This is a genomic window from Dysgonomonas termitidis (genome assembly GCF_054657735.1).
This window is the reverse complement of the sequence record NZ_BAAHYD010000003.1, coordinates 1,042,926-1,068,173: the sequence shown is the minus strand read 5'-3', so window position 1 is coordinate 1,068,173 and position 25,248 is coordinate 1,042,926. Positions and strand designations below refer to the sequence as shown.

Sequence of the window (25,248 nt, the reverse complement as noted above, 5' to 3'; positions counted from 1 at the left end):
TGATTTTTCATAGCATTTCTTCGTATTTCCGGATCAATTCCTGTTGCCTTAATATCTGCTTCTTTGTCATCGAGAAAGACAGGGTCCTGCACGTAATATCATTTTTAAGGATAGCCATGCACATACGTTTCCAGGAGAGGAAATCCGTTTTGTTATCCAGGCCGAGCAATGCATCCGGTATGGTTTTGAAACGCACGACATATTTGTCGCCCTTTCCCCGTTTGCTATACTGCCGGGTATTGACGATCATATCCGGGTCCAGTTCGAAGATGTCTTCCTCGCTAACAGGAGAACCGGTACTGTTCCAGTAACGGGTAAACTTTATGAATTTGGCCGTATATATCCTGCGGGTTTCTCCGGGAAGTGTTCTCAGCAGGAACTTACAGTAGCTTTTCCATGTATGTCCCTGAGGAAGGCTTATCCTCCCGGCTCCCGTTGCTTTGGTCCCGCAATAGATATTCCCGAAGTTGGCTCCGCTGACACGGTCTACTACTCTTACCCATGTTTCGGGCTCCAATACGTTGAAAAGGTTTAGCCCCGCCTTTTGCTCATCCCCGTAAGGCTCGCATATCCGCATCCCGGACAAAGGTACTCCCGCCATATAAAACAAATCGTAGATACTGTTATAGGGCTTGCGGTACCTGCCGTTGTATGTCCAGATATCCTCCGTGCGCCAGTCACAGATAGGGTAAAAGTTATAGGTATTGTCCGATATCCGGGTTGAGTAGCTTTTATCCTTATAGGAAAGCTTATCCTTCCGGGAGACGGCATGATAACGGTTCAGGCTTTCGTCGGCCCGGATACCTATCAGGCAGGCGGTCTTTTTATCCCCGTGCTGCCGGGCATACCAATCGCCGAACAGAGGAGTGAACTCTTCGAAAGTCATATTCTCCCTGTAAAAATCAAAGGGATGATTATCCTTATTGATAATGAAGCCATGTTCCGGCATCGGGCGTACCCATTTATCTTTTTTGGCAGGGTCCCAGAAGATCCAGAATGGCTCGTACATGGAAACCGCATTGGTAGTCGTCATCGGAAGGCACACCCAATAGGGTTCGATAAGGTCAAGGTTATCGAGGTACATCCGCTCTATAAAACGGGCGGTTCTTTTATAGGAAGCCTCCACATCCATATACAGCACACCGATTTTACGCTTTATCCCGTGCCGGCGCATATAGTCGAGGACAATATGGAACATCACCCCGCTGTCTTTGCCTCCCGAGAAAGCCAGGTATATATTCTCAAATTCCGAGAATATATATCCGGTACGCTCCAGGGTGACCTCATAAACATTCTTTTCACAGCCGCTCATATGATCTTTGCCATTTTAAAATACTTCGTCCATTCCTTATCTACAGAGAAGCCCATTTCTTCAAGGATAGGCCGGTCGGAATTGTCGGCAACGAAAGTAACGGGCGTCCCTTTCTCTACATCCATCAAGGCCCGTTCGATCAATATCCGTAACAAGTCCTTATCCTGCCAGGTAAAGTCGTTGCACAAACGGTCGTTGACAATGGAAATGAATCCGGTAACCATATTCTTCCCTTTGACGGAAATATACCAAAGGTGGTCTTCCGTGTTTTTGAAAGGGTAGCCTCCGTTCAGGCGGATAACTTCCGGGTTCATCACAAAAGGAGCGATCAGTTCATACAGGCGTTTATCCGTACCCCAGACCTTTTCTATTCGGCAGGTTTGTATATCGTAATAGTTCGGGTAACCGCGTCTTGCAAAGCCGTACGCGAGTTCTTACCTTTGAGGAAAAAACCTATGGAAACGAACGATTATGTGCGAGGAGTGGCGTTGAGCGAAGCCGAAGGCTTTGCCTTGATAGAAAGTTTTTATACAAGTAGACGGGGAGCCGAAGCGTGGTATAGAGGCTTGGGCATGTCCAAGCACACATTCTATAAGTGGAAGCACCGCTACGACGCCATTCACGCAGAGGGAGCACCGTCGGAGCCGGCAGCAGAACCGGAGCCCTGCCGCCTGGTCCCTGTCTGGATAGTAGATACGCCCTCCAGCGAAGTTGTCCGGGGTATAGAGGTTCGCTACCCGAACGGGGTGGTACTGGCCCTTCCGGCTGAGCCGGGCATCGGAATAGGCCAGCTGGCCGAACTGCTAAAACTTAAAGTCTGATGTTCAGCCTGGGAGAAACGGATAAGTATTACTTATATTCGAGTGCCTGCGACATGCGCAAAGGCTTTGACACGCTGTCGGGAATCGTCGCCTCTGTTATGCGGCATGACCCGGCCAGCGGCGAAGTTTTTATCTTTCTTAGTCGCAGCCGGCGAACGCTGAAATTGCTACATTGGGAAAGCGGGGGTTACGTTATCTATCACAAGAGGCTGGAGAAAGGACAGTTCAGCCGCCCTCATTATGATGAAAAGACAGGTTGTTACCGCTTAAAGTGGGTTGAACTGGTGATGATGACCGACGGCATCAGCCTGGAAAAAGTAGTGTACAAAAAAAGATACGAAAAACCCGTCGAAACCTTATAAATAAAAGGATTAACGCTTGTATATCCGGTAAAAAATGTGTATCTTTCATACATGGAATCAAAAGAAGATTTGGAAGAACAATTACGTCAGGTACTGAAACTCAACCATCAGCTGATGGAAGAACAGAGGGCGTTGGAAATGGAAAGAGAACATCTACTGTCCAAACTAAGCAAACTTACCGACGAACTCCTTTATCTTCGCCGGGCCATGTTCGGACGTTCGTCTGAACGCTATGTAAAGGAAGATCCCAACCAGCTGAGCCTGGCCTTCGAGGGTGTTGACAGCCTGCCGGAAGAAGAAAAGGCGCTGGTTGAAGAGTTGCGTCAAACCATTACTTACGAACGTGAGGCCAGAAAGGAAAATTCCTCTAAACCGGTACGCCAGGAACTGCCAGCCGGATTGGAACGTAAAGAAGAAATCATAGAACCCGATCCGATACCCGCAGGAAGTACCTGCATCGGTCAGGAAGTGACAGAGATACTGGAATATACACCGGGAACATTGTATGTGCGCAGGATTATCCGCAAGAAATATGCCTTGGCCGGCCATCAGGGCGTGGTTATAGCGGAACTTCCGTCCCTGCCGCTGCCAAAGAGTAACGCAGGAGCGTCGCTGCTGGCACACCTGCAGGTAAGCAAATACCAGGATCACCTTCCCTATTACCGTCAGATCGACATCTTCAGCCGGCAAGGCATAAAACTGGCCGCTTCTACCGTTAACGGCTGGAATGCCGGTTCAGCCTGCCTGCTGGAACTCTTATACCTCGAACTCAGGAAACAGGTGCTGGCATCGGATTACATCCAGATGGATGAAACCTTCATACCGGTAGTGGACAGGGACAAGCCCGGTGCAACCCGTAAAGGCTACCACTGGATCGTCAAGGCGCCGGAAGAGCGGAAGCTTTTCTTCCATTACGACCACGGCTCGAGAGGGCAGAAAGTGGTGATAGAACTGCTGAGAAATTTTAAGGGAGCCGTCCAAAGCGACGCATACGCCGCCTACGGGATATATGAGAACAAGAAGGATGTCTTGTTGCTGGGCTGCTGGGACCATGCCCGCAGACGGTTTGAGTCGGCATTAAAGAATGACCCTGTGCGTGCATCCTTTGCCATGGATCAAATACAGCTGCTTTACCGGCTGGAGAGGCAGTTCAGGGAAACCTGTCTTGTTCCCGGACAAATTGCTGTGGAGCGTAAGGCCAAAGCCTATCCCATCCTCAAGGCTTTCGAGCGCTGGCTGCTGGATGAGTATCCGAAGGTATTGCCGCAGTCCCTCATTGGAAAGGCAATCGCTTATACCTACAATATTTATCCCCGCCTGGTGCGCTATGTCATCGACGGAAGATATCAGATATCCAATATCGGTGCCGAGAATGGCCTTAGAGGCCTGGCCGTAGGCAGGAAAAACTATATGTTCTGCGGCAGCCATCAGGCTGCTTACCATGCCGCTATCATTTACTCCCTGCTGGGTACATGCAGGCTGCATGGCGTGAATCCCGAAGCCTGGCTTACGGATGTCCTGAACCGGTTACCTGATACCAAAACGGAAGACCTGCATCTGTTGCTGCCCGGAGCCTGGCTGCCGACGGGCCAACATTAATATAAATCCCTCAAGGGCGGCGATGTTCGCCGTCTGCCACACGAATAAAGTAGAGCCGGACGGTCATGTGACCGGACGGCTCTGTCTATTTTGTATGGATAAGCCCGAGGCTGCTGGCACCTGGATCTATGGACGCAATTCCCCGAACTATTACGGTACATGCAGGCTGCATGGCGTGAATCCCGAAGCCTGGCTTACGGATGTCCTGAACCGGTTACCTGATACCAAAACGGAAGACCTGCACCTCTTGCTGCCCGGAGCCTGGCTGCCGACGGGCCAACATTAATATAAATCCCTCAAGGGCGGCGATGTTCGCCGTCTGCCACACGAATAAAGTAGAGCCGGACGGTCATGTGACCGGACGGCTCTGTCTATTTTGTATGGATAAGCCCGAGGCTGCTGGCACCTGGATCTATGGACGCAATTCCCCGAACTATTACTGTATATCGATTTCTGTCAGGTTATTCATCGGTTTGCTTTTCAGGTGACACTTACGGTTCTTCCATGTTCCTTACAGGCAGTACATCGGGCCGGATAGTACAACCGGACGTGACTGTTTTATTTACGTATTTCATCATTTTCAGTGCAGGCTGAAAGCCAGGTTTTATTTTCATTTTATTCCTGTTTGGTTATTGTTATAAAAAAGTGGGTTGTCCGGACTTCTCACAAGCGTGGACAACCCGTCATGAAGACAAATAATATATCCCTCCGGTTTTAAGGAGGGAAAGACAACTAATCGTATCGTTTCATTATTATGGATATCCTGCTTCTTGTTTTATCCGGTCTTCCGTTTTCCCTGCGCTATCTTTATCCTGTTGCCGGTACCGTAACGCGCTTATCCGCTACGGTAGGGCCATCCTTTTAACCGTCCGGCGCCACGCGGTCCTTTGCGGGTCATCACGCGCTGACCCTCAAAGCGTGCGCCGTCCTCGATCTCCAGTTCTGCGGTCTCCAGGTCGCCGAGCAAAATCCCGCCTTTGCGCAGGAAGGTATGCCCGGTGATACCGGCATTGCCGTCCAGTAAACCGTATATATCCAGGAAGGCAGCCGAGATATTCCCGCGCACCTCTCCGCCGGGGCCGATGACCACGGCCTTTGTGCTGCAGATATCCCCGAGGACGGCCCCGTCGATGCGCAGGTCTTCACTGAGTTTTACCTCACCGGTGAAAACAGTACCGTTAGCCACTATGCTCGGAGCCTGAGCCTGCGGCCCGGTCCTCACATTCCTTCCCCTGTTCTTTATCTTTTTCACAACTGTTCCCATCTTTTATTCCGTTTTTTAGTTTTTTTATTTACTCAGTTACAGCTTACATGTATATATTTCATTATCATTTCTTCCTTGTCAGCGTTACCGGCATATCCTCTTCTCCAGCCATATGCAGGGTGCCTCTTAAGAGGTTTCCCTTGATATACATTCCGCCTATCTCAAGGATCAGCGGCGGACGGAGGTCGTAAATCAATGTCAGCGTCCCGTTTTTGATCGTCCACTGGAAAGTCAGGTTACAGGCGGGTTTAGCATTTGAAGCGGAACCGGCATAATATTGCTTGTCGGAGCCTGTACCGTTGTCTATGAAATACAGTTCGCTGGTCACGGGCCGGTCGTCGAAACTGAAGCCCAGATCTCCCACCCATTCACTGCCCATCAATTCGTCATAGATCTCTTCGTCTTTCTGACAGGAAGACAAACCAACGGTTAACACACACAATGCAACTAATTGCATAAAATGTTTCATCATTTTCATTTCACTATTTTTCATTTTACTATTTTTTAATAATCATATAAAGCTACCTTCTCCGCCAGCAAATCCCGGAAGGCTGACCGCTTCACGGTCAGGGGGCATGACCTCTATACTCCTCCAGCCCGGATACTGCGCTGCCGCCCGCCGCAAGGCAGCCATATAGCAGTCGTTAGGCGTGCTGCCTTCCACGGTTATATCCGCGGTACGGCCCTGCGGCAGGTGCAGCCGGAAGGATTTGCAGACGATGCTGTCTTTCGTTTTTTCTTTTTCCATCCCTTTTTCCATCTCCTTACATTTCACGTTCTTTTATGTCCTTATTTACCGTTCCGTCATCTTATATGTTAAGACACTCCGGCTTCCATCCGTACCCCGGGCACGTAATTCCAGTGTAGCCGGCAGCCCGGAGGGTAATACCCGGACCGATATGCCATAGAGGTATCCGCGTACCGGCAGCGGGAAATTCGGGCCTGCGACATATTCCCTGTCGGTTCCGTCTATCGAGGTCAGTATCCGCAGACGCGGGGGCTGTGCGGATTCATAGACATAGGTGATGCCCTGGTAGGTTCCTGCCGTCACAGGGTCCAAGGCTGCCTGCGGATAAGCGATCAGCTCCGGAGTACCGAATGTTAAAGGGTTGCCCGGTGCGTAGAGCGTACAGGGCGCGGTATTTTCCACAATAAAGGCATTGTCCGCGCCGGCTGCCGGATTCTCCAGGGTGATGCGCAGCTTGGCGCAGGCCCGTGTCAGGGTGATACCGGCCGGGCTGGCGGCGGATGTACCGCCCAGGTTGATATTTGCCGCCTGCCCGTACATGGGCAGCCCGGAGCTGAGCATCACAGCAGTGGTCAGCGGCCCCTGCGGGGTGGCCAGCGCCTTTATATCATTTACAGAAAGTATCGCGTTCAAAGAGGCTATATCATTGCAGTTGGCCACCACATAGATATCCCGGAACGCAACCGTAGCGGGATCCAGCGGCAGGCTGACCAGCGTGCAGTCAGCGCCGGAAGGCGTGAATCCCGTATGGATAAAGCGGTTTAACACGGTGTTACCCCCGGGGGCCGCCAGGAAGACGCTCAGGTCTTTTACCGCGTATTCCGCAGGCAGGTCGTCCGGGTCGGCCGCCGCCTTCAGGCCCGGCGCAGGCCTCAGTACAAGGGAGGCCTCCCGGGGAGTTTCCTGAAAGGGCTCCCCGTCGTTGTGGCAGGCGGTCAGCAGGAAAAGCGCCAGGGTGAATGCCATGTATATGTTACCGGTTTTCATTGTTCTTGGTTTTGTTATTCTACATTTCTGACACAGCGCGAGACGGTCGATGAGAAGCTATAGCGCTCGAAGCGCTGGTAGAGCACCTTATCATAATTGGCCGGATCGGCGTAATCCAGGTAACCGCTATACCAGTAGCCTTTGACCTGGTGTACCACTTCCATCGGGTACCAGTCTTCGATGCCCTGGAACGGCGGCGCCGGATAAGGCCATCCGCCCGGAAACTGCCGGCGTGTAACGACAATGTCGCCGGGGGTGAAAAAGTCATCGATGATCCCCAGCTTTTCGCTTCCGAAACTATCCCCTCCCTGCGTAGCGGTCAACACGTATTTGGACATATCCGTCCCGGTTAATTTTCCCAGCAGGTCCTGTGCCTGCCTGCGCAAAGGCACGGAATAAAAGGGCAGGCCGGAATTAATGCCGAGCCAGGTATTGGATTGCCATATCCTGTAAGTCTGGTCGAACAGCGCAAGGAACGACATCATCTCGCAGGAATTGATCAGCCGCCAGCCGGGGCCGTATTTTTTCTCACAGTAATACGCAGGCTGCCCCCTGATGATATTCGGGCCCTGTACATTGGGGTCCCACCAGTTGACCTGGTCGCCGTAAGCGCCCATTAATCCCTGTTGCAGGAATTCATTGGCCGAGCGTATCTCTATCTTCCCGCAGGAGGTAGGCACGATCACACTCGAATCGGTCGGTATCACCGGCGGGATGGCGATGCCCTGCCCGTCCTGGAAGATATACACGTAATCGTCTTTCTTCCACGGCTCCACACAGGTCTTTAAGGTGATGCTTCCCCCGGGGCTGATATAGGCGTTTATCCGGTAGTGGTAATTGCGTATGACACAGCTGTCCGACAGGGAAGGCACGGTACGCCGCTGGGCGGCCAGCCCGGCCCTGGCCTTGTCCGTGAGGATGGGAAAGGCCCGGTTGTTGATATGCAGCCCGGTGAAGCCGGCATTCCCGCTTTTGTTCAGCAGCTCGGGGATATAGAAAGGCCCCACAGCCCCGATCGAGTCCCCGGTATAATCCAGGCCTGCCAGGTCCCCGGCAGGGGAAGTCCCCGCCTGCCCGCTGTAATACGTGTCTGCCGCGGGAACCGAAAAAGCCAGCGCCACGTTTTGCAATTGTACCGAGGAGATCCTGCTGGCAGCCGGCAGGTCGCTGCCCGGCTCTTTCTTATAGAATACGACCTCCACTTTGGCTAAAGACCGTACCAGCTCTACTTCAGGTGTCGGTAAGGCCAGGGGTTCGGGGGAAGCTTCGCTACCGCCCTGCAATACGCTGACCGCTTTGTAATATGCCGACATCAGGAAGCGTCCCGGGGCGGAAGAATTGTCCGGCTTAAAACCCGGATCATAGGTCAACCGGCTGAAACGCGGATCACGCTGCAACTGCGACACACTGGTCACCGAGGCCAGCGCCTGGCTGAAGCCTGCATAGGCCGATTCGTTGGCAAAGAAATAAAAATCGTAGGTTCCCGGCCTGAACTTTATCCCGCGGCTCCGGCTTGCGAAACCGGCGGGAAAATCCGGCAGGCCATTGTAAACGGTATTGCCGCCTGCATCGAAAACCATCATCCGTACTTCGCTCACCCGGTCTTCCCCGCCCGCGTCTTCATTGATGCTCCCCGAAGAGGCTTTTACCGACAGGTAGATATAAGACTGGCCCGCATCGGGGTTCTGCGGGTCTTCTTCACGGCAGCCCGTTAGCAGCAGTAGCCATACGCAAAGCCGGATATATAGGAGCGTCCTGGATTCCATCGTTTTCATAAGTCGGTCGTATAGCTGTGTACCAGCCAGTTATTCACCCAAATTTCCGTAATCATATAGGTCCCGCACCGGCACTGGTCTTTGGCCGTGAAACGGATCGTGAAATCATGGTCGCAGGCCAGGTTCACTTCCGGGTTTTTCAGCAGCAGCGTTCCCAGCAGGTCGCCGCGGTACAGTTCGCTGTTATCCGCCCTGTTGCGTATGACCAGCGAAGTGTTGCAGCCTGTGGCCAGTTTCAGTATGGTCAGCCGTGCTTCCAGCAGGCTGCCGGTAAAGGCCGCCTGTGAACCGTAGGTTATCAGGTCATCGGGGGCTATGCTGCCGTCGGTATGCATCGCCCCGTTGGCCGATTCTATAAATACTTCATAATCGCCGGTAGGAGGAAGGCCTTCGGCCTGTACGGTCAGCCGGTTGGTGATTTCCTGCATATTGATTGCTACGGATTCAAAGACAGACCCGTATTCAGCCGGGTCGGGCAGGAAGACCACGGGGCTTTCCCCGTAATAGATGCGTTTGCCCTCCAGGCTGGCGGCCAGCCCGCCGGAACGCTTGAGGCGGAACAGCAGGCCGCTTTTTTCATCCGCCGGGCTGCGTTCGAATGCATCCGCGTCGAGCCCGGCCCAGGCCGTCACGCTGTACAGCCCGTTTTCCGCCTCCAGCCTGACGGTATAGTCTGCCGTCAGGACGCTATCGCCCCTCTGGCGGTCTGATACCGGCTTGCCCTGGCGGTCGAAGACGCGTAATTCCAGAGAGGATAAGCGCGGATATACCGTATCGGTATGGCACGGGGTTTTGCTGTACAGCCGCACATCGATCCCCTGCGGGCAGTCGTCCGTCTGCTCATAAACACAACCGCTGATACCGGACAGTATAAAGGCGCCCAGCAGGAGGTATCTTCGTTTCCTCCTGCCTGCCGACCCTTGCTTTGCCATCGTTTTGCGCATGCCTTTGCTGTTTGTATGGTTAATTACAGGTCTACGTCATAGGTATGTATCGTCCACATCAGCACCCTGATATCGACGGACATATAGGTGTCGGTCGAACTGAGCGGCTCGGTCGGGTCGACCGGGTTTTCCGGTTCCGGGCCGGTCGGTTTCGGATCCGGGTTATACGGGACATCCGGTCCGGACGGGATCAGCGGGTTCCAGTTCACACCGATGCGTTTGAACGAATTGATATTGACATGGTAGATATTATTCCTTATCACAGGCGAGTTGACCGGACGGGTGATGTTATCCGGGTTCAGCCAGATGTAATACAGCACTTTTCCGCCCGTATAGGTGGAAACAGGCTGGTTCTGTATGCCGGTCGTGTAATCCTGCGCTTTTTGGATGCTGGAATAAATCCGTCCGTCGGAGCCGCCAACATAGAAGGTGCCGCCTGTCAGTGCGCCTCCATCCCTGATCTGGGACGGGTCGGGCGTAAAGGTAGCCCGCACCAGTATATAGGCCGTATTGCCTTTCCGGTACTGGCTGCTCGATTCGTCGGTGCCGCGCTGATGGGTATTCTCCAGCAGGAACTTGCCCGGGAAGGTGATATGGCTACCGTCCGCCGGCTTTACAGGTACGATATCCGTCAGGTTCTGCAGGTCGGTGTAATCGTAGTAATTGGCCGCGGTGGACGTATAATCGACTCCCACCCCGGGCATATAATCAGATCCCCATGTCCTGGTGCTGCCGTCGGCATTGGCCTGCGGGAACAGGTAGACCGCTTTGGCCCCCTGGGCAACCGAATAGGTGATATTGGATACCGTACCGAGTTTGATCCCGTCCGTATTTATGACATCCGCTGACGCCGATGTGGTAATAATCGCACGCGATGGGATGCGGGTAACGTCCAGGGCGATCATATTTTTGCCGCTGGCGGTAACCTCCTCCGCGCTGATGCCGTCCTGTATGGTAAAGGTATTACTTTTTCCGCTCAGGGTCAGCAGGTCGGCATAGATGGTCAGCCCTTCGGGGGTGGTCACACTGGTGCTCCGGTCTATCCGCGCCAGGGAAGACAGCGGCAGGCCGGATGACAGTGTATAGAGGTAATCGTCACCGGGGATTGCCGTCAGCAGGGGCCCGGGACTGTTCAGGATAACAACCAGACGCTTATCGCCGGGAATCGTCTTAAAAGGTGTGGTAAGCTTTATCGCGTCACTCCCGTCGGCATTGCCTCCGAACAGGAAGTCACTTTGCCCGAAACGCCGCGCATCCAGCAGCGTGGCCCCGTCGGAAGAGATCAGGTACAGGTCCAGCGTGGCGAGCTCCGTTACTCCGGAATACTGCCCTACGGCATTGTAGTCCGGGTCATCGGCCGCCTTGGTCGACCGGCTCTGCGGCAGCGACAACGACAGACCCATATAGGTCGTACCGCGGGGGACGGTTTCTTCTTTTGTGCTTTCTTCATCCGAACTGCAGGCCGTGAATCCTGTCAGCAGGAACAGCGCTGTTAAAAAACTCCATAGCTTCCGTTTCATAATTTTAAGGGTTAATTGTTCGTATATATATTATTTATCTCTGCTTATCTCTTTGCTTTATCCCCTGCCACCGCAGGCACCGTATAGCTGATCCGGTACGCACACACGCGCAGGGACGGGTAAACCTCCCGCAGCAGGTAAGCGTAGGGCTTGCCACCGTTATAGGCTTTCAGCCGGGCTTTACGGGCGGATATGTCCGTAAGGTCGAGTATCTGCAGGACACCGGCTTTCTCTTCTTCGCCCAGGGCGTCGCTGTCTGTTACCGCGGCGCGCAGCCCTTCCCAGTTCTCTCCTTTCGAGCGCACGCTGAAGCAGCCGGCATCGAAGCCATAGGCCGCAACCATATAGTCACGCAGGGCTGCCGCGCGTTGTTCGGACAAGCTTATGTTATGGTTTAACGCTCCCTCGGGGGAGGCATAGGCCTCCAGGGTGATGCTTTCTATCCTGGAGCCCGGTATGTCCAGGACGGTCCCGACCGAACGCGCTATTTTGGCCAGCTCCTGCCGGTTATCCCCGTATTCCGGATAGACCACATAGCGGTCGAGGGGAAACAGGATGCAGGCGCTGCCGATTTCATGCCGGTACTCGATTTCGGGGCATGGAACGGTTACGGTATCGTACTGTATGACAGGAGGGTTTATTATTGGGGGTACAGCCGGAACAGGGTATGTCTCAGGCGTACCGTGCCGCCTGGTTGTACTGCCCAGGGTGTAGGAAACCGACAGGCCGGCCCTGGTCGGGCCCCGGTAATGCTTCTGACCGGATTCCAGTTTCTGTCCGCAGGTGCGGCAACCCTCCGGGCCTGTTCCACCGGCGGTGTATTTTGTATAGTCCACATACGCGTATCCGGCGCCGAGGGTAGCCTCCAGCGCCCAACGCCGGGAGAGGTTCCAACGGTACCCGACAGAGAGGCCTGCTCCGGTAAGCCAGCCCTGGTAACGGTAATCGTCGATGATCCCGGCGGTATTGAACTGGGCGCCATGAACGTGCAGGCCGGCAAAGAAGCCCCGGAACGACTCTTTCGTCCAGTAGCGTAATTCAGGCTGGAAGAGCAGCAGCTTCAACTTTTTACCGCCTGTAAAAGTCCAGGGATTGTAGGTCAGGGGAAGATCCAGGGTTAGTTTCCTGTCCAGGCGGAACTCGCCGGCGAGGTTCAGGCTGCCGGTAGCGTCGTACAGCAGGTTCGTCTTAAGGACAGCCGACGGTACACGGACGGTATCCGGTATGTCCTGGGCCTGTACGGTACCTGTGGCCGGGATGCAAAGCAGGATAGGCAGCACCGCCGCAAATATTTTGTCCTTATAATTTCTTTTGTTCTGCATATATCCGTTATTTGTTTACCAGTGCATTTTCTTTTTCTTTACGCGGGCAGTCCGGCAGTGAAACGGGAGGGTGACGCATACTCAATTTACAGGCGGACTCGCCGTTCAGGTCAATAAATTTTGATCCCTGTAAACCACCGGGCTGCATTCCAGCCCGCTGCCCATCCGGCACTGGCCCTCGAAGCGGGCGCCGGGTTCGATCTCCACAGATCCCGCTATCAGGTCGCCCTTCAGCATACAGCCTTTGCGCAGGCAGGCGCTCCCGCCGGCCGTGACAGTACCCAGCACGCAGCCATGGATATCCACTGTCGCGGCGATGATATTGCCGTCTACATTCCCCCCGGGGCCCACCGTAACAGCCTTCTCACTGTAAATGCTGCCTTCCACACGCCCGTCGATGTGCAGGTCTTCACTCAGGTGCAGGTCGCCGCTGAGAACAGCCCCCGACGACAGCAGGCTCGGGTCGCCGGCTACCGGCTGCTCCCGTTTTTTTTTCTTTCCGTACAGTTCCATCGCTTTATTCCATTTTTGTGTTTCTTCATCCTGGCCGGGTGAACCGCTACGCAGGCCGCGCAACAGCTCCAGATAACGGCTGTCCTTATCCAGGGGGTTCAGGCTGCGCAGCAGCAGGTCATATCCCCCGCACACGATACCCGTCTCCAGCGATATCTCATTCGCGCCGACACCGGACAGCTTCAGACCCGCTTTACGCAGGCCCTCCACATCGCTCACTACGCAGGCAAGGTAATCGGCATAGCCCTCCTCGCTGACGCGGAAAGCCGTCTCCATATTACACAGGCTCAGCACGATGCAGGCCGAGCGCTCAAAGCACATCAACGTACCGCCCAGGCGGTACAGGTAAACCATGCCTGTGTTTCCGGCTTCACGGGCAAGTATCGCTTCCAGGCCGGGTACGGACGATTCGTCCGCCATATCCTTTTTTAATCGTAGTGCATACATCGTTGTCCTTCTTTTAGTGTGTGTAATGAACCGGAGGCCGGAGCCTGAACCCGGCTGTTACCGGCTCCGGGGCGGCAACTGCGGCGCCAGGTACTGCTCGACGGCCTGCGCCGAGGCATCCTTGAGCAGTACATGCTTAAAGGCATCCAGCAGGTAGAGGGCCGGCAGGGCTTTCAGGTCGTATAGCTTCTTGCCGAACAGGGCCTGCCCCTTGTCATAGCTAATAATCCACGAGGGAGGCATCTCCCCGGCGTGCTTCTTCCATAAGTCCAGGTCGGAATCGGGATAGACGGCCAGTATGTCCAGCCGCCCGGATAGCAGCAGGCTGTTGATGACCTCCGACGAGGCCAGCGAAGCGGTCGTCTCCTTACAGGCGGGGCAATCCGGGTTGTAGAAAAACAGGAGCGTGTACTCTTTAGGCAGGCTGTACAGCCTGCCCGTTTGCCCACCCGCAAGGGTATAGGTGATATCCGTTGCCTTGTCGCCGACACGGTTCTTGAGCAGCATCTCCAGCTCGAAGGCCGCCCGCTGCCTGTCCGCTTCCGTGCTAAGGCTGTCGGCCAGGATATAACGGATAACCGGTATATAGGAGTCCTCATTGCGCACCGGGGAATTCGGGTCATACAGGTAATTTTTGTACAGTTTCAGGAAATGGCGGTACACCGTGCCGGTAGTATCCTCTTTGACCGTCCTGTCCAGCATGGCCGGGACCGATGCCTCCACCGCCGCCCGGTCCGCATGGGAAAAGACGTCCAGGTAATCGGCAAAGGCCTGTTCGGTGATCGCCGGCAAATGCACATACGCCGTATCGCTGAAATCAAAGTTATCCCAGTAATGGGCAATGAGGTAGCCGGCACGCTCCGCAGGGCGGGTAAGCTCCACGGGTATAACAGGCGGGACGAACCGCCGGACGGCCTCCGGAGCTTCCTGCCTGCCTGCGGCGGGCTTTTCACCTCCCCCGCAGGTCAGCAGGCAGAAGATCATAATCCCCAGAACCAGTAAGGGGTAGATGATAGAAATCAGTATCCTGGTGAATTTAAACATATCGTTTATTCTGTTTTTATGTGGTTTTTAATATACGTGTAACCTGTACGACGGTTCATGGCCGGAGCATGTATAGAACATCAAAAAAATCAGCAGCAGGATGCCTATAGCAACCAGTAACTCCCGCAGGAAGGCTCGCCTGGCTGTCCTTTTCCTTTTCATATGCTACCGGCCCGGCCCGTACCGCTTTCCGGGGCGGGCCCTTCCGGCAACACATCCGCATCTGCGGCGCCCAGGCGTCTGATCTGCGCATCCAGCCCGTATGCACGGACCAGTTCCGCGGTTTCACTATCCAGGCCGATCCTGTAAGCCTTACGCGGGTCGAGTTCCACCGCACGGACCAGGTGCCCGGCGGCATCGTCCCCCTTACCCATCCTGTACGACACGATGGCCAGCAGGTATTCGCTCCCGGCCGTGACCGGAAGCTGCACCAGTATATCGTAAGCCCGGCCGTTATAACCCAGGCAGGCCAGGCACAGGGCTGTATTATAGTCGGGGTAATCCTTGAGTATCTCCAGCGCCTGCCAGTATTCGCGCTGCTGCAAGAGGCGAAGCCCCTGCCCGTAGCCTTCCCGGACTTCATACTGCATCGAATCGGCGGAAACCATATGCGGGCGGCTCATATGGAAGGTGATGTCCATCCGCCGCAGTTTCGGGTAAACGGAGTCGTGGATGACCTTGTAATCCTGCCTGAACCTGGTTTTTATCTCCCGTTCCGTTTCATCGGGGTAGACGGCCCGGCCCAGCAGGCCCAGGATGGAATCCTTATGGGCGATACCGTCCCTTTGCCGCAGCTCTTTTACCAGGCCTTTCCAGTCTTCACCCACAGGGGAGGTCCTGATAAGGTCCCCCCGGAAGAAGGAAGGGTAAGCCGATACAAGGTAATCCTTCAGGGCTTCCGCGCGTTGTGCCGACAGCTCATGGTTCTTATCGTAGGATCCCTCCAGGGAGACGGATGACTGTATCTCCAGGCTGTCCAGCTGCAGACCCATTTCTCCAGTAAGCTTATTGTACGTGCTTATCAGCGTATCCGCCTGACGGCGGTTATCTGCGTAACGGTTATCGAAGCTGCCCTTAGCGGCCGCGAACTCCGGGTAGATGCTCAGCATGTTATACATATTACGGTACAGCTTCGTTGCGGTTACCATCAGCGAGGTATCTGCCAGCTGGGCCAGTGAGGAGATCATATAGGTAAGCGTATCGGAAGCGGCCAGGCTATAGGCGGAACGGTCTGTGGCTTCCACACGGCCGTCCATGACCACACGCAGGCGTCCCAGGCCGGGCGTTACGGGATAGTCCTGGCTATAATGATACCGCAGGCCGGCACCCGCAGCGACAAGGCTGTCCAGGCGCGCCCCACCCTGCCGGGGGAAGGGGATCATGCCATCTTCGGTGTCCCCCAGGCGGCGCAGCTTGCTTTCGTTTTCGGCGATAGCTTCATAAAAATAACTGTGCCGGGCGATCCGCACGGAATCGGCTTCGGTTGTGACATGGTTGGGTATATTTTCCAGCCTTGTACCGTTCAGGTAGAAATCCCTGTATTTACGCGGGAGGTTCTTTTCATTAAACTCCCCGCGCGGTTTATATATCGGCAACAGGTTCGCCCGTTTTTCAAATTTCCGGATATAGCGCGCCATTATGCCGGTGGTATCGCTGCCTGCGGCCAGGCTGCGCAGTACCTCTTCTTCCCCCCGCAGCATGTAATCATGGTAAAGCGCGTTGCGCCGGCCTTTGCGGCGGATATTGGCTGCTTCGTAACGCGCTTCCAGCAGCTTGCGCAGCTTCTCGTATTTATCGGCTTCCTTCCATTGCGAATAGTACATATCCCAGTAATACTCCTGTAGCCTGCGGATCTGCAGGCTGATCTTTTTCCGGTCCGGGAATATGCTGTCATAGGCTGAAGGATGGATAATCGAATTCTTATAGGCGTCATACTCCTTATAATCCTGCGCCTGCTTTTGCGCGAATACTTTTCCGTTCAGTACGAGCTTTTCCAGCGGTACGACCGAGTCGTTATGGAGGATCCGGGGAAAAAGGGTCACACGCCAGTTGTCGTCCAGCAGTTCTCCGGGAACATCCACGATAAAATCGATGCGGACACGGCCCTCGCGTTCGGGCGCGAATGTTTGCTTTAGCCGGGCCGTAACAACCACTTCATTCAGGTATTGCATCTGTTTCAGGCTGGTGGCCTGCTTCCTGAGGGAATCCTCCCGGCGGAGCGCCAGCGAGGTGTTGTCCGCATGCCGGTAGCTGACCCTTTCCTGCAGGGTGGCCTGTAAACCGGCCGCATCGCCGGGCAACCCGACATTGGCGCGTTTGGACTGCATGAACAACGGCCGGACCACCGGCGCGCCGCTCTTACAGGAAAAGAGCAGCAACCCGGACAGTACCAGCCCGGCCAGGCCATGCATACCCATACGGCGGGTAGCTCCGGAAAACAGACTGCCCATGTGTTTCCGTTTTACGTATATAGCAAATTTATTACCGCTTAATCTCATGGCAACCCTTTTCAAAAGTAATAAACAACACTGATGGATACCTTATCGGGTACGAGCCAGACCCCGGTCTGCTCTTCGATCTTCTTCCCGCAACGCTCGCAGGGGTACTTGTCGCGCCGGCTCCAGACAGCGCCTGCGCCGAGTTCGAATTCCATGCTCCAGTTTACGTCCATAGGAATGCTGTAGCCGGCCGACAGGCCCAGGCCGTAAGCCATGCCGTCGTAACGGTAGTCGCCGGCAAGCAGGCCGGCGAAATTGTAACGGCTGACGATCCCGTTAAGACCGAAAAAGTAACCCGTCGTGTAGGTCTGTACCTGCCAGTAGCGTACCCCCGGAAGGACTGTCAGGTTTTTCATCTTGAAGTCGTCCGTGAAATTCCAGGGGTTGTACTGCACCGGCAGGTGAAGGCTCCAGCGATCGTTCAAAGCCAGGGACGCTTCCCCGTTGAGCGTCCCGGTAATCAAACCGAGCATATCGGTCTTGACCGAGTAGGACTGCCCGTAGGATGCCGTGCTGACGGTCAAAAACAGCAGGGCGGCGCAGATGACGCCCCTTAACAATCCTTTGTTCCTTATTTGTTTTTTCATAATTAAACCTTTTTTGCGTTATTTAGAATTTATATTATTTCCTTGCTTGCCGTTTTTTTCCCGATAGCCCTGCTCCAGGCCAGTGTTTCATACGCCCGGTTCAGCAGCGGGAACCGGTCCTGCGGGATGTAAGTGGTCAGCCCCGAATGATGCGCTATAACGAACCCGTTATAACCGGGCATAAAATCCGCGGTGGAGGCCTTCCAGACCACGGCTTTGTCCACCAGGCGGCGCAGCTCATGCCGCTGTTGGTCATCAGCCAGTAAGCCCCCGTAGTAATCCCCGAAATCAAAGAACAGCCTGTAAGACGGATACCGGTCGAAATGCTGTATGCCGCCGATGTCAACAGCCGCGCCCGGGGTGGCGTTCTCCCGTATAAAGCCGGCCAGCGCCTCCAGCTCCGATGTCTTTATCACCGAGAGGGTAGCCGACCGCAAATCCCCGACCCGCCCGTCGGAGTAGCCGTAGGCTTTGCCCGCAAAAGCCCGCAGGCCGGGTTCCCCTTCAAACAGGTCGTTTACCGCCTGCGGGTAGACATCCGTAAAGCCCGGGGAGACGATCTCCGCACTGGAGGCCAGGATATAGGCGGTCTTGTCCTTCAGCTGGTAAGCCACCTCGATGCCGGCCATAAAGCAGGCCTCGAAGACGATATAGTCGAAGGCGCCAACGGGGATGGCCGACGCGAAATCCGCCAGCGCCATCTGGTCGCTCCCGTCGCTGAGTACGGTCTTGGCCCCGGACTTCGGATCGGACAGGGCGCCCTCCGGCAGCCAGCCCGATGCATGGGAGAAGACCAGCAGCCCGTAGCCAGGGGACGGGTACTGCTTCTTCACCTCCGAGATAACCGAAGCGAATACCTCACCTCCGGCCGAGTTGTCCTCTTCATACCGGCGGATCACCTTGGTGTAGGGGTTGCCCTTGTCGCAGCGGCACAGTTCGAGCAGCTGCGGCGCCGCATCGGCCGCGTCGTGGTAGACCAGCAGCCTGCCCCCCTGACGGGCATCCCAGCCCCGGCCCAGCGCTTCGAGCTTCGCGTAGCTTTCACCCGACAGGTTGTTGTCACCGCCCAGGTAGACCAGCAGCACATGCTGGGTGGCCTCGGGTTCCTCCCCGTCTCCGGTGCAGCGGCAAAAAAATACCGTGCAAAGCAGCAAGACAGGCAGGCAGCGCAACGCGATCCGGTACAGTCGGAATCTATCTTTATCCGTTTGTTGTTTTCTTTCTGTCATTTCCATATCTTTCTATCTATCCTCCTTTGCCTTCCGTTTATTTAAAACTGCGCGAATTATCACAACTCACGCAGATCTGAGTGTTTACATAATAACTACATAATGCCCGGTAAACCTGGTGCCACATAAACACTTCTCTTAGTTAGCTTGCTGTATGTTTCATGTTTTTACGTTTCATCTTTCCGGTATCCATTCAGTTGCCCCGGTCAGCCTCACCGGCGTCATACATCTGCCGGGTCAGCCGCGAAAGGGTGCTACAGTAATTAAACCAGGTCTGCCAGGCCTGCGTACAGAACCTTGCCAGGCCGGCATCGCCATACTGTAAGCCCGCCGGGGGCAGGCTGTAGTCCACCGCATAGGCGATACAGCCCGTGACGGAATCCACGTAGAAGCCGCCCCAGTCCAGCTGGCGGTTGATGGCCGACAAGCAGGCCCGCACCAGACGGGTATCTTCTCCCGCCGCGCTCATGGTGCTGATAAGGCGGCTCTCAAGGGTGGCCCCGCTGCAACTGAACAGGTTGCATACACAGCCGTTTTCATCCTCGTGGAAGAGGTAAACCAGGCCGCTGCCGGGATCGTACTGCCCTTCCAGGCTGTGGTCGCCCAGTATCCGCAGCAGTATGCCGGCATATATATCCATCGTGTCCTTTATTCTATGTTTGTTAATTATCATCGTATGTCTTTTTTAATCGTATTCCTTTTAAACAAACCACGCATATTATCACAACAGGCGTGGTTCCACAAACTTTACAAAACTACACAATCAGGCTACTTCACGGCCTGACGTCTTTTCTAACTTATACGGACCTTATGGGTCCGAAACTTTTTACCTGACAATTCATGGAGACTAATAAAAAGGGACCCTGACTGTCATCCCGACATGCAGGATCCCCACCTTAACACAAACTTTACAAAACTTTACAAAAACTACTTCCCAGCCTTTATTCCGGCTACGGAATTATGACCTTGACGCCCGCCGGCGGCCAAGGGTCCTTTTTTATATATCTTGTTCCAATGTCATTGTTTCTTTTATTTTTATACTCATAGCTCGTTACATTGTTCATAACGGCCGGGTAAATGCAGGCTCCCGGTGAAAGAGGTTATATGTATCATCAGAATCTAATAGGGAGCCTGCCAAACCCACTTACATGAACAATGTAATAATGAACTATAACGTTTTCAAGCCGGCAGTCGAGTGCCATATGTACAGCGGTTTTAGTCATGGTCCTGTATAATTGGCTCCTTTTCGCGCGTCGTCCGGCCGGAAACGGATAACAACAGCACAGGGGTGTCGTTGCATCTTCGTGCCGGATTACAGCTTGTTAGCTGTATACTCCGTTCGTTTAAGTACCGGTTTTCCCGGTTGTTATCGTTTTGATTCATCCTGTTATATATTTTTATCTGTTCGTATTCATTTATTTTTATCTATTTGTCAATTCCCGACCTTTGTTTTCTTTTTTAGTAGGGTAGCATAGCGCTTTCCTAGAGGGTCACAGTGACAGTGAACTGAGCCGGATTTGTTTGGCCTCAAATGACTTTGGCGAACTGTCGATTTATTAGCGCTCTGTTATTATAACGTAATCTAATGCGAGCCCAGTCCAGCTTGATTTGCCTACGGCGCGGTGCAAAACACCGATCTTGTACCCGTTTACGATTTTCGTCTCTCGGCCAGGCCTTATAGTCCAATAATAGGTGCCTCCCGCACTCGTGTTTGTCCAAAACCCCGGTGAGGGGATATCATCGTATGTGTAGTCATACCCCTCATACGCAGCCACTGCGGGATTAGTCACCCTACCTGGTTCGTCCACTAGTCTGAAGGTACGTGAATCTACGGGAACAAATTCTATATGATATTTCGGTGCATATATGTCTATTAAAGTGTCGTTCAGGATGGTGAAAGACATAGCGTTGACATTAGCCTCGGTAGCTGTAATGTATACTACCGAGCCCGCAGGCACATAGGAGCCCGGGGGTAGCGGTGTGGGGTCAAGCGCGGTACTTATAGTGAATGATCCTACACCCGTGCCGTAGATAGTACCAACATCGATTTTCACGCGGTCGTCGCCCGACTGCGTAACCGTTACGACATGGGTAAAGTTCCCTGACTGTATTTTGATTTTACCTTCGCGCGCTGCCCCGGTATTTTCCTGAAGCAGCACCGATACGGTTTCCATTGTGTTAGCATCTCCTCCTGGGTCATCTACCGAAAGCCAGCCGCCGTCCGGGGCCGTTGTACCGTCGGCTTCGAAACAAGAGATCGTCCAGGCGGCAGTGGATTTGACGGTGATTTTGTTGTCCGTGGATGCATCGGTTACCTCCTCATAGCCGAAGCTAAAGTCCGGCGCATTGACCGCCAGGTAATTCTTTGCATCCCAATAGACATCCGTAACGTTTTCATCGATGACGAAGACCTGTACGTCGATATTGGTAATGACATCCGTCGAAGCCAATGCGGCGGCAGCCGTAGCAAAGCCCGGGCCGCTGACCTGTGAGACGGTGAAGGTGTACCTATGGTTGCGTACGATCGGCATGAAGTCGCCTTTGGTGGTACCGCTAACGCTGCCGTCGTAGGTGAAGTCCACCGGATAGTAATAATCCACAAGGTTGTATGTCCCCCTGATAATGATGCGGGGGGCGGTCTGGGTGCTTATCGTTGCGGTTGTCGGGGCGGCCGCTTCGAAGGCATAGATCTCGCCGGCCATATTGGCCGACACCGCGGCCCCGGTGTATGTTATCGGGGAGGTGGCATTCTGTACCGCTCCGGGCAGGTTAGGCTGTGCCGGGGAAGCCCCGTATTGCGTATCGTCGTTGACCAGCAGGCCGTTTTTATTGAAGTTGTACAGCATCACGTCTTTGAGCGTAAATGTCGCTGCGGCGCTGTTGACGATATCCACACGCGCCAGCATGCGTACCAGGTTCAGGCCGCTGAAGGTCTGGCCCTGCCTGATACTGATGCCGTTGGTCGTCCCGGCTATTACTTCGCCCGTCATCGGGATGTAATCCGGTGTAGCGGTATCCCATTGTCCGCTGGCATGGGTATATTCGATGGCATTCAGTTCGCTAATGGGGCTGTCGTCGGCCAATGCGCCGACCTGGCTGTTGGCATTGGCGACCACCACCAGCCGGCTGTAATCGCCCGCAGGGATGGACAGGGTCACCTTGACATTTTCATTATTGGTGCCGCTGGAAGTTATATCCGAGGATGTGGCAACGATCTTCTGTTGAAGCTGTTCGGTGCCGCTGACATCCTTGTAGGCCAGCACGGTGAGCTGGCTCACCTGGTTTTCCTGCCCCGCGGTCATGCCGTAGGTCGAGGGTGTTCGGGCGCCGGGGATGCGAACCTCGAGGGTCACATTCTTTTCCCCGTTCTGACCCGGATCAGGCTGACCCGGATTATCGCCATCCGTGGTGCAGCCGGTAACGGCGACCAGACAGGCCAGCAAGAAAGCCAGTGCCATTATGTTATTTATGTGTTTCATTTTTCTGTATTTTTTTATATATCCTGTACAGCTTTTATCATCGTTAATCATATTCAACTCCTTTGTATAATATGCATTTGGCGTTCAGATCATTACATTTTTTTATACGTATATATGTTCCTCTTTCGATACCCTTTTGTAGCATTATCTGAGGCGTTAAAGAGCCGGTGTATTCGTTACCTTGTCGTCGCAGTGACGCCGTTTATTCGTCAGCCTGTGCTCCGGCAACCGGAACAGGATTCAGCAGGCTTCGACTTCCACTATCTTGCTTAACAGGCGGCCAACTCCTTCTCCCAGGCCGAAGCGGTCTGCGTGTAGTAAGGTACCGGGCGGATGTTGTGTTTTAGCATTTTACTCTTTACGTTTATTTTTGTTATATCCTTCGTTTAATTCAGTCGCTTCTCCCTTGTCCTGCCGTCCGTCTTTACGGCGTCAGGATGGCGGAAGGGCTATATGCTGGTTATCACCCGGTTAAAGGTGCTCCGTAGCCGCTTTATGGCGGATACTCCTTGGTTTTTATGTTTTGCCTTCATCCTGTATTTTTGTTTAAGCTATTAGTTTTCATTTATTTATCTCTGTTTGTCACCCCCCCGACCTTTTTTCCCTTTTATATAGGGTAGCCTGGCGCTACCCTATAGGGTGAGGGTGACAGCGAACTGACTCTGGTGCTGTTTTGGCACCTGGGAGGGGTGGCTTACGGGCTGTGCGCTATTAGGTGTCTTTCACGCACTTGGTGGTGGCGCGCATATTCGGCGAATTGTTGTAAACAGTACTAGCCCTTGTCGCGCTTGAGCTGTAATAAGTCCCCGGCACAGTGTTCGATTGTATGATCCTGTCGTTCGAATCCGCTAAGGGAGCGTCCGTCCAGACCGTCCAACCCATGTAATTCCAAACGAGGCCCGCCGGGCTGAACGTTCGGCCTGCCATGTCTACGTAGGAGAGACCTGCCGCCAGCCCGGCGTCAAGGATTTCATTGGTGTATTGTGGCATCGGCCATTTTGTGGTAGCGTAAGGCATGAGGTGCCACGGATCAGGGCAAGCGTCCACCCGAGTGCTTGCAGTATAGAACGGGTATTCGACGCTCTGTAAAGTGGTCATGATGGGAACACCTTCGATAGAGTTTTGTAACGTCCAGCAAACGCGAGATCGAAATAAGCCTGTATCATAGTTGTCGCGGTAGGTTAAGTAGACGTTACTTCCCATTGTTTGGGGTAGAGCGTGGCCAAACCGCCCACAATCGTCCTGAACAAAGTGGATCGTATATTTGAGGTTACCGGTAGTAATCACCGCGGCGCCTTCCAAGAACGCACTTGCGTTGTTGGGAGTGAAGGTCAGATTAACACTGGAATTTTGGGCGCCGCTTGATTGCGAAGGTTGCGCCCAAGTGAGAGTCGCAGCGGTTGTCGCATCCGAGGTATCGAAGTGCCAGCCGGACGGATCGTCCGTTTTTATCGTGATCGTTTTGCTTCCGGCATAAGCTTCAGTGGTTCCATCCAATTTGACCCACAGGTATGGCCGCGACACATACAGGTGGCTCTGGCCGGCTGTCACACTGCCATTGCGGTCGTTCCATGCCTGCACGGTTGCCTGTATTGTGGCTTTCCCCTCAAAGGCTTTATCCGGAGTGTCCGGGCCTTCAAGGTCTATTTTAGTGATGGTAACGTTATATGAATAATTACGCTTTACATCGTAGAACGCGTTTGTTGTATAATTCTTCAGGTCTACACGGTAGTAGGACTTTGTGAGGCTACCGTTGTAATAGCCGCCGACGACCAGGCAGGTGGCGTCCAGCGGATCTGTTCCGGCCTTGGCGATGTTATCGGCCTCGAAGGTATAGATCTTATTGTCGATTGTGTTCGTCGCCGAAGTGGTGAAGGGCCCGAACCTGGTCTTCTGAGCCATCTGGGCTCCTGCTACGATGGTCGGGTTAGTCACGTCTGTACCGGTCCAGTTATCAGGGATTATGCTGCCCTTCTGGCGGGGGTTGTACAGGTAGGCTTCCGTCAGGTCGAAGAGGACTTCGCCATTGGTGATATTGACCCGGGCCAGCATACGCGTCAGGTTGACGCTCAGCCCGCCGATGGGATTATAGCCTGATGTAACGGCCTGGTTGGTGATCTCGCCCCACATCGGGATGCCCGTCATGGTAGATGCGTCGAAAGCGGTACTCTGCTCCAGCAAAAGGCTGCTGATAACGCTCGCCTTGGTGGCTCCCGCAGAGATGGTTCCCAGCAGGGTTTCCACCTGTGTGCGGCAGTTGGCCAGCACGACAAGCGTCTGGTTGACGGCCAGTTCGGCCAGGATAACCTTAAAGGTATTATCGCCTGCCGTATGCCCTACGGTGGCACGGTAGAGGAAGGTTCCCCTGTCCACATCCGCAGTGCCTGCGGGGTCGGTCTGGAAGCACAGCACATCGACCGTATTGACCTTGGCCTCGTCTGTTGGCATGGCATAGGTCACCGGGCCGTCCGCCGGGTTGATGCCGGGTACGGACATTGTGATGGTTATCTCTTTACCCGGGCCGTTCATATCCACGGGATCATCGTTCCTGCACGATGTGTATGCGATCGTAAACAGGCCTAATACCCCGGTCACCAGCAGGGATAACCGGGAGCGCTTATACATTTTATTGGTTTTCATATCCTTGAGCTTTTTTTATATATTGCATTTTTTATATATGTCATACATCAGACTTTTCCTGTTACCGCTGCACGGGATTACCGCCAACCGGCCGGAACTGAATATGTCGTATTTATCGTTCATTTATATCTGTATGGCTCACTTAGCCTTTTTTCCC

Annotated in this window: 23 protein-coding genes; 4 read left to right on the top strand and 19 right to left on the bottom strand. The window is 54.0% G+C overall.

What is annotated here, in order from left to right; translation table 11 throughout:
- Positions 1-7: 7 nt before the first annotated feature.
- Together ACYQ3L_RS25310 and ACYQ3L_RS25305 are read right to left on the bottom strand one after the other, a co-directional pair.
- Positions 8-1,312: a DUF3440 domain-containing protein gene (locus tag ACYQ3L_RS25310; RefSeq protein WP_459952457.1), complete on the bottom strand. Its 1,305-nt coding sequence runs from the start codon at positions 1,310-1,312 to the stop codon at positions 8-10.
- Positions 1,309-1,629, bottom strand: a complete 321-nt coding sequence (locus ACYQ3L_RS25305) for a phospholipase D-like domain-containing protein (protein ID WP_459952506.1) — start codon at positions 1,627-1,629, stop codon at positions 1,309-1,311. Before ACYQ3L_RS25305 ends, ACYQ3L_RS25310 begins: the two co-directional genes overlap by 4 nt.
- Positions 1,630-1,767: 138 nt before the next feature.
- Here ACYQ3L_RS25305 and tnpA point away from each other — a divergent pair, with 138 nt between their 5' ends.
- The 4 genes from tnpA to ACYQ3L_RS25285 are packed head-to-tail and all read left to right on the top strand — an operon-like array spanning position 1,768 to position 4,380.
- Positions 1,768-2,133 (top strand): IS66 family insertion sequence element accessory protein TnpA, encoded by a 366-nt coding sequence (gene tnpA, locus ACYQ3L_RS25300; protein WP_459952460.1) that lies wholly within the window; start codon positions 1,768-1,770, stop codon positions 2,131-2,133.
- Positions 2,133-2,495: an IS66 family insertion sequence element accessory protein TnpB gene (gene tnpB, locus ACYQ3L_RS25295; RefSeq protein ID WP_459952231.1), complete on the top strand. Its 363-nt coding sequence runs from the start codon at positions 2,133-2,135 to the stop codon at positions 2,493-2,495. Before tnpA ends, tnpB begins: the two co-directional genes overlap by 1 nt.
- Before the next feature lie 51 nt (positions 2,496-2,546).
- Positions 2,547-4,094, top strand: a complete 1,548-nt coding sequence (tnpC, locus tag ACYQ3L_RS25290; RefSeq protein WP_459952459.1) for an IS66 family transposase — start codon at positions 2,547-2,549, stop codon at positions 4,092-4,094.
- A gap of 22 nt (positions 4,095-4,116) precedes the next feature.
- A complete protein-coding gene (locus ACYQ3L_RS25285; RefSeq protein ID WP_459952505.1) occupies positions 4,117-4,380 on the top strand; it encodes a transposase domain-containing protein in 264 nt (87 codons plus the stop codon).
- A gap of 205 nt (positions 4,381-4,585) precedes the next feature.
- Here the strand turns inward: ACYQ3L_RS25285 and ACYQ3L_RS25280 are convergent, their stop codons facing one another.
- From ACYQ3L_RS25280 to ACYQ3L_RS25200, 17 genes are all read right to left on the bottom strand, one after another.
- Positions 4,586-4,708, bottom strand: coding sequence for a hypothetical protein (locus ACYQ3L_RS25280; protein WP_459952344.1), 123 nt, complete (start codon positions 4,706-4,708; stop codon positions 4,586-4,588).
- A 221-nt stretch (positions 4,709-4,929) separates the two neighbouring features.
- Positions 4,930-5,358, bottom strand: coding sequence for a bactofilin family protein (locus ACYQ3L_RS25275; protein WP_459952343.1), 429 nt, complete (start codon positions 5,356-5,358; stop codon positions 4,930-4,932).
- A 64-nt stretch (positions 5,359-5,422) separates the two neighbouring features.
- Positions 5,423-5,851: a hypothetical protein gene (locus tag ACYQ3L_RS25270; protein WP_459952342.1), complete on the bottom strand. Its 429-nt coding sequence runs from the start codon at positions 5,849-5,851 to the stop codon at positions 5,423-5,425.
- 18 nt (positions 5,852-5,869) lie between these two features.
- On the bottom strand, positions 5,870-6,118 hold the full coding sequence (locus ACYQ3L_RS25265) for a hypothetical protein (protein WP_459952341.1): 249 nt from the start codon (positions 6,116-6,118) through the stop codon (positions 5,870-5,872).
- A 33-nt stretch (positions 6,119-6,151) separates the two neighbouring features.
- A complete protein-coding gene (locus ACYQ3L_RS25260; RefSeq protein WP_459952340.1) occupies positions 6,152-6,769 on the bottom strand; it encodes a hypothetical protein in 618 nt (205 codons plus the stop codon).
- Between the two features lie 338 nt (positions 6,770-7,107).
- Positions 7,108-8,868 (bottom strand): hypothetical protein, encoded by a 1,761-nt coding sequence (locus tag ACYQ3L_RS25255; RefSeq protein WP_459952339.1) that lies wholly within the window; start codon positions 8,866-8,868, stop codon positions 7,108-7,110.
- Positions 8,865-9,800, bottom strand: coding sequence for a FimB/Mfa2 family fimbrial subunit (locus ACYQ3L_RS25250; RefSeq protein ID WP_459952338.1), 936 nt, complete (start codon positions 9,798-9,800; stop codon positions 8,865-8,867). The genes ACYQ3L_RS25255 and ACYQ3L_RS25250 overlap by 4 nt, the downstream gene beginning before the upstream one ends.
- A 35-nt stretch (positions 9,801-9,835) precedes the next feature.
- A complete protein-coding gene (locus tag ACYQ3L_RS25245) occupies positions 9,836-11,332 on the bottom strand; it encodes an Mfa1 family fimbria major subunit (protein WP_459952337.1) in 1,497 nt (498 codons plus the stop codon).
- Between the two features lie 44 nt (positions 11,333-11,376).
- Positions 11,377-12,654 (bottom strand): DUF3575 domain-containing protein, encoded by a 1,278-nt coding sequence (locus tag ACYQ3L_RS25240; protein ID WP_459952336.1) that lies wholly within the window; start codon positions 12,652-12,654, stop codon positions 11,377-11,379.
- 105 nt (positions 12,655-12,759) lie between these two features.
- Positions 12,760-13,614 carry a bactofilin family protein gene (locus ACYQ3L_RS25235; protein WP_459952335.1) on the bottom strand — a complete coding sequence of 285 codons (855 nt, stop codon included), beginning with the start codon at positions 13,612-13,614 and terminating at the stop codon, positions 12,760-12,762.
- Between the two features lie 57 nt (positions 13,615-13,671).
- Positions 13,672-14,658, bottom strand: coding sequence for a DUF5106 domain-containing protein (locus ACYQ3L_RS25230; protein ID WP_459952504.1), 987 nt, complete (start codon positions 14,656-14,658; stop codon positions 13,672-13,674).
- Between the two features lie 158 nt (positions 14,659-14,816).
- On the bottom strand, positions 14,817-17,108 hold the full coding sequence (locus tag ACYQ3L_RS25225; RefSeq protein WP_459952503.1) for an OmpA family protein: 2,292 nt from the start codon (positions 17,106-17,108) through the stop codon (positions 14,817-14,819).
- A 59-nt stretch (positions 17,109-17,167) separates the two neighbouring features.
- A complete protein-coding gene (locus ACYQ3L_RS25220) occupies positions 17,168-17,743 on the bottom strand; it encodes a DUF3575 domain-containing protein (RefSeq protein WP_379993831.1) in 576 nt (191 codons plus the stop codon).
- A gap of 29 nt (positions 17,744-17,772) precedes the next feature.
- Complete coding sequence (locus ACYQ3L_RS25215) at positions 17,773-18,978, bottom strand: clostripain-related cysteine peptidase (protein ID WP_459952502.1); 1,206 nt, start codon at positions 18,976-18,978, stop codon at positions 17,773-17,775.
- A gap of 187 nt (positions 18,979-19,165) precedes the next feature.
- Positions 19,166-19,645: a hypothetical protein gene (locus ACYQ3L_RS25210; protein WP_459952501.1), complete on the bottom strand. Its 480-nt coding sequence runs from the start codon at positions 19,643-19,645 to the stop codon at positions 19,166-19,168.
- Between the two features lie 883 nt (positions 19,646-20,528).
- On the bottom strand, positions 20,529-22,502 hold the full coding sequence (locus ACYQ3L_RS25205; RefSeq protein ID WP_459952500.1) for a BACON domain-containing protein: 1,974 nt from the start codon (positions 22,500-22,502) through the stop codon (positions 20,529-20,531).
- A gap of 660 nt (positions 22,503-23,162) precedes the next feature.
- The gene (locus ACYQ3L_RS25200; RefSeq protein WP_459952499.1) at positions 23,163-25,091 is read right to left on the bottom strand and encodes a hypothetical protein; all 1,929 of its coding nucleotides are present in this window, start codon (positions 25,089-25,091) and stop codon (positions 23,163-23,165) included.
- Between the last annotated feature and the right edge of the window lie 157 nt (positions 25,092-25,248).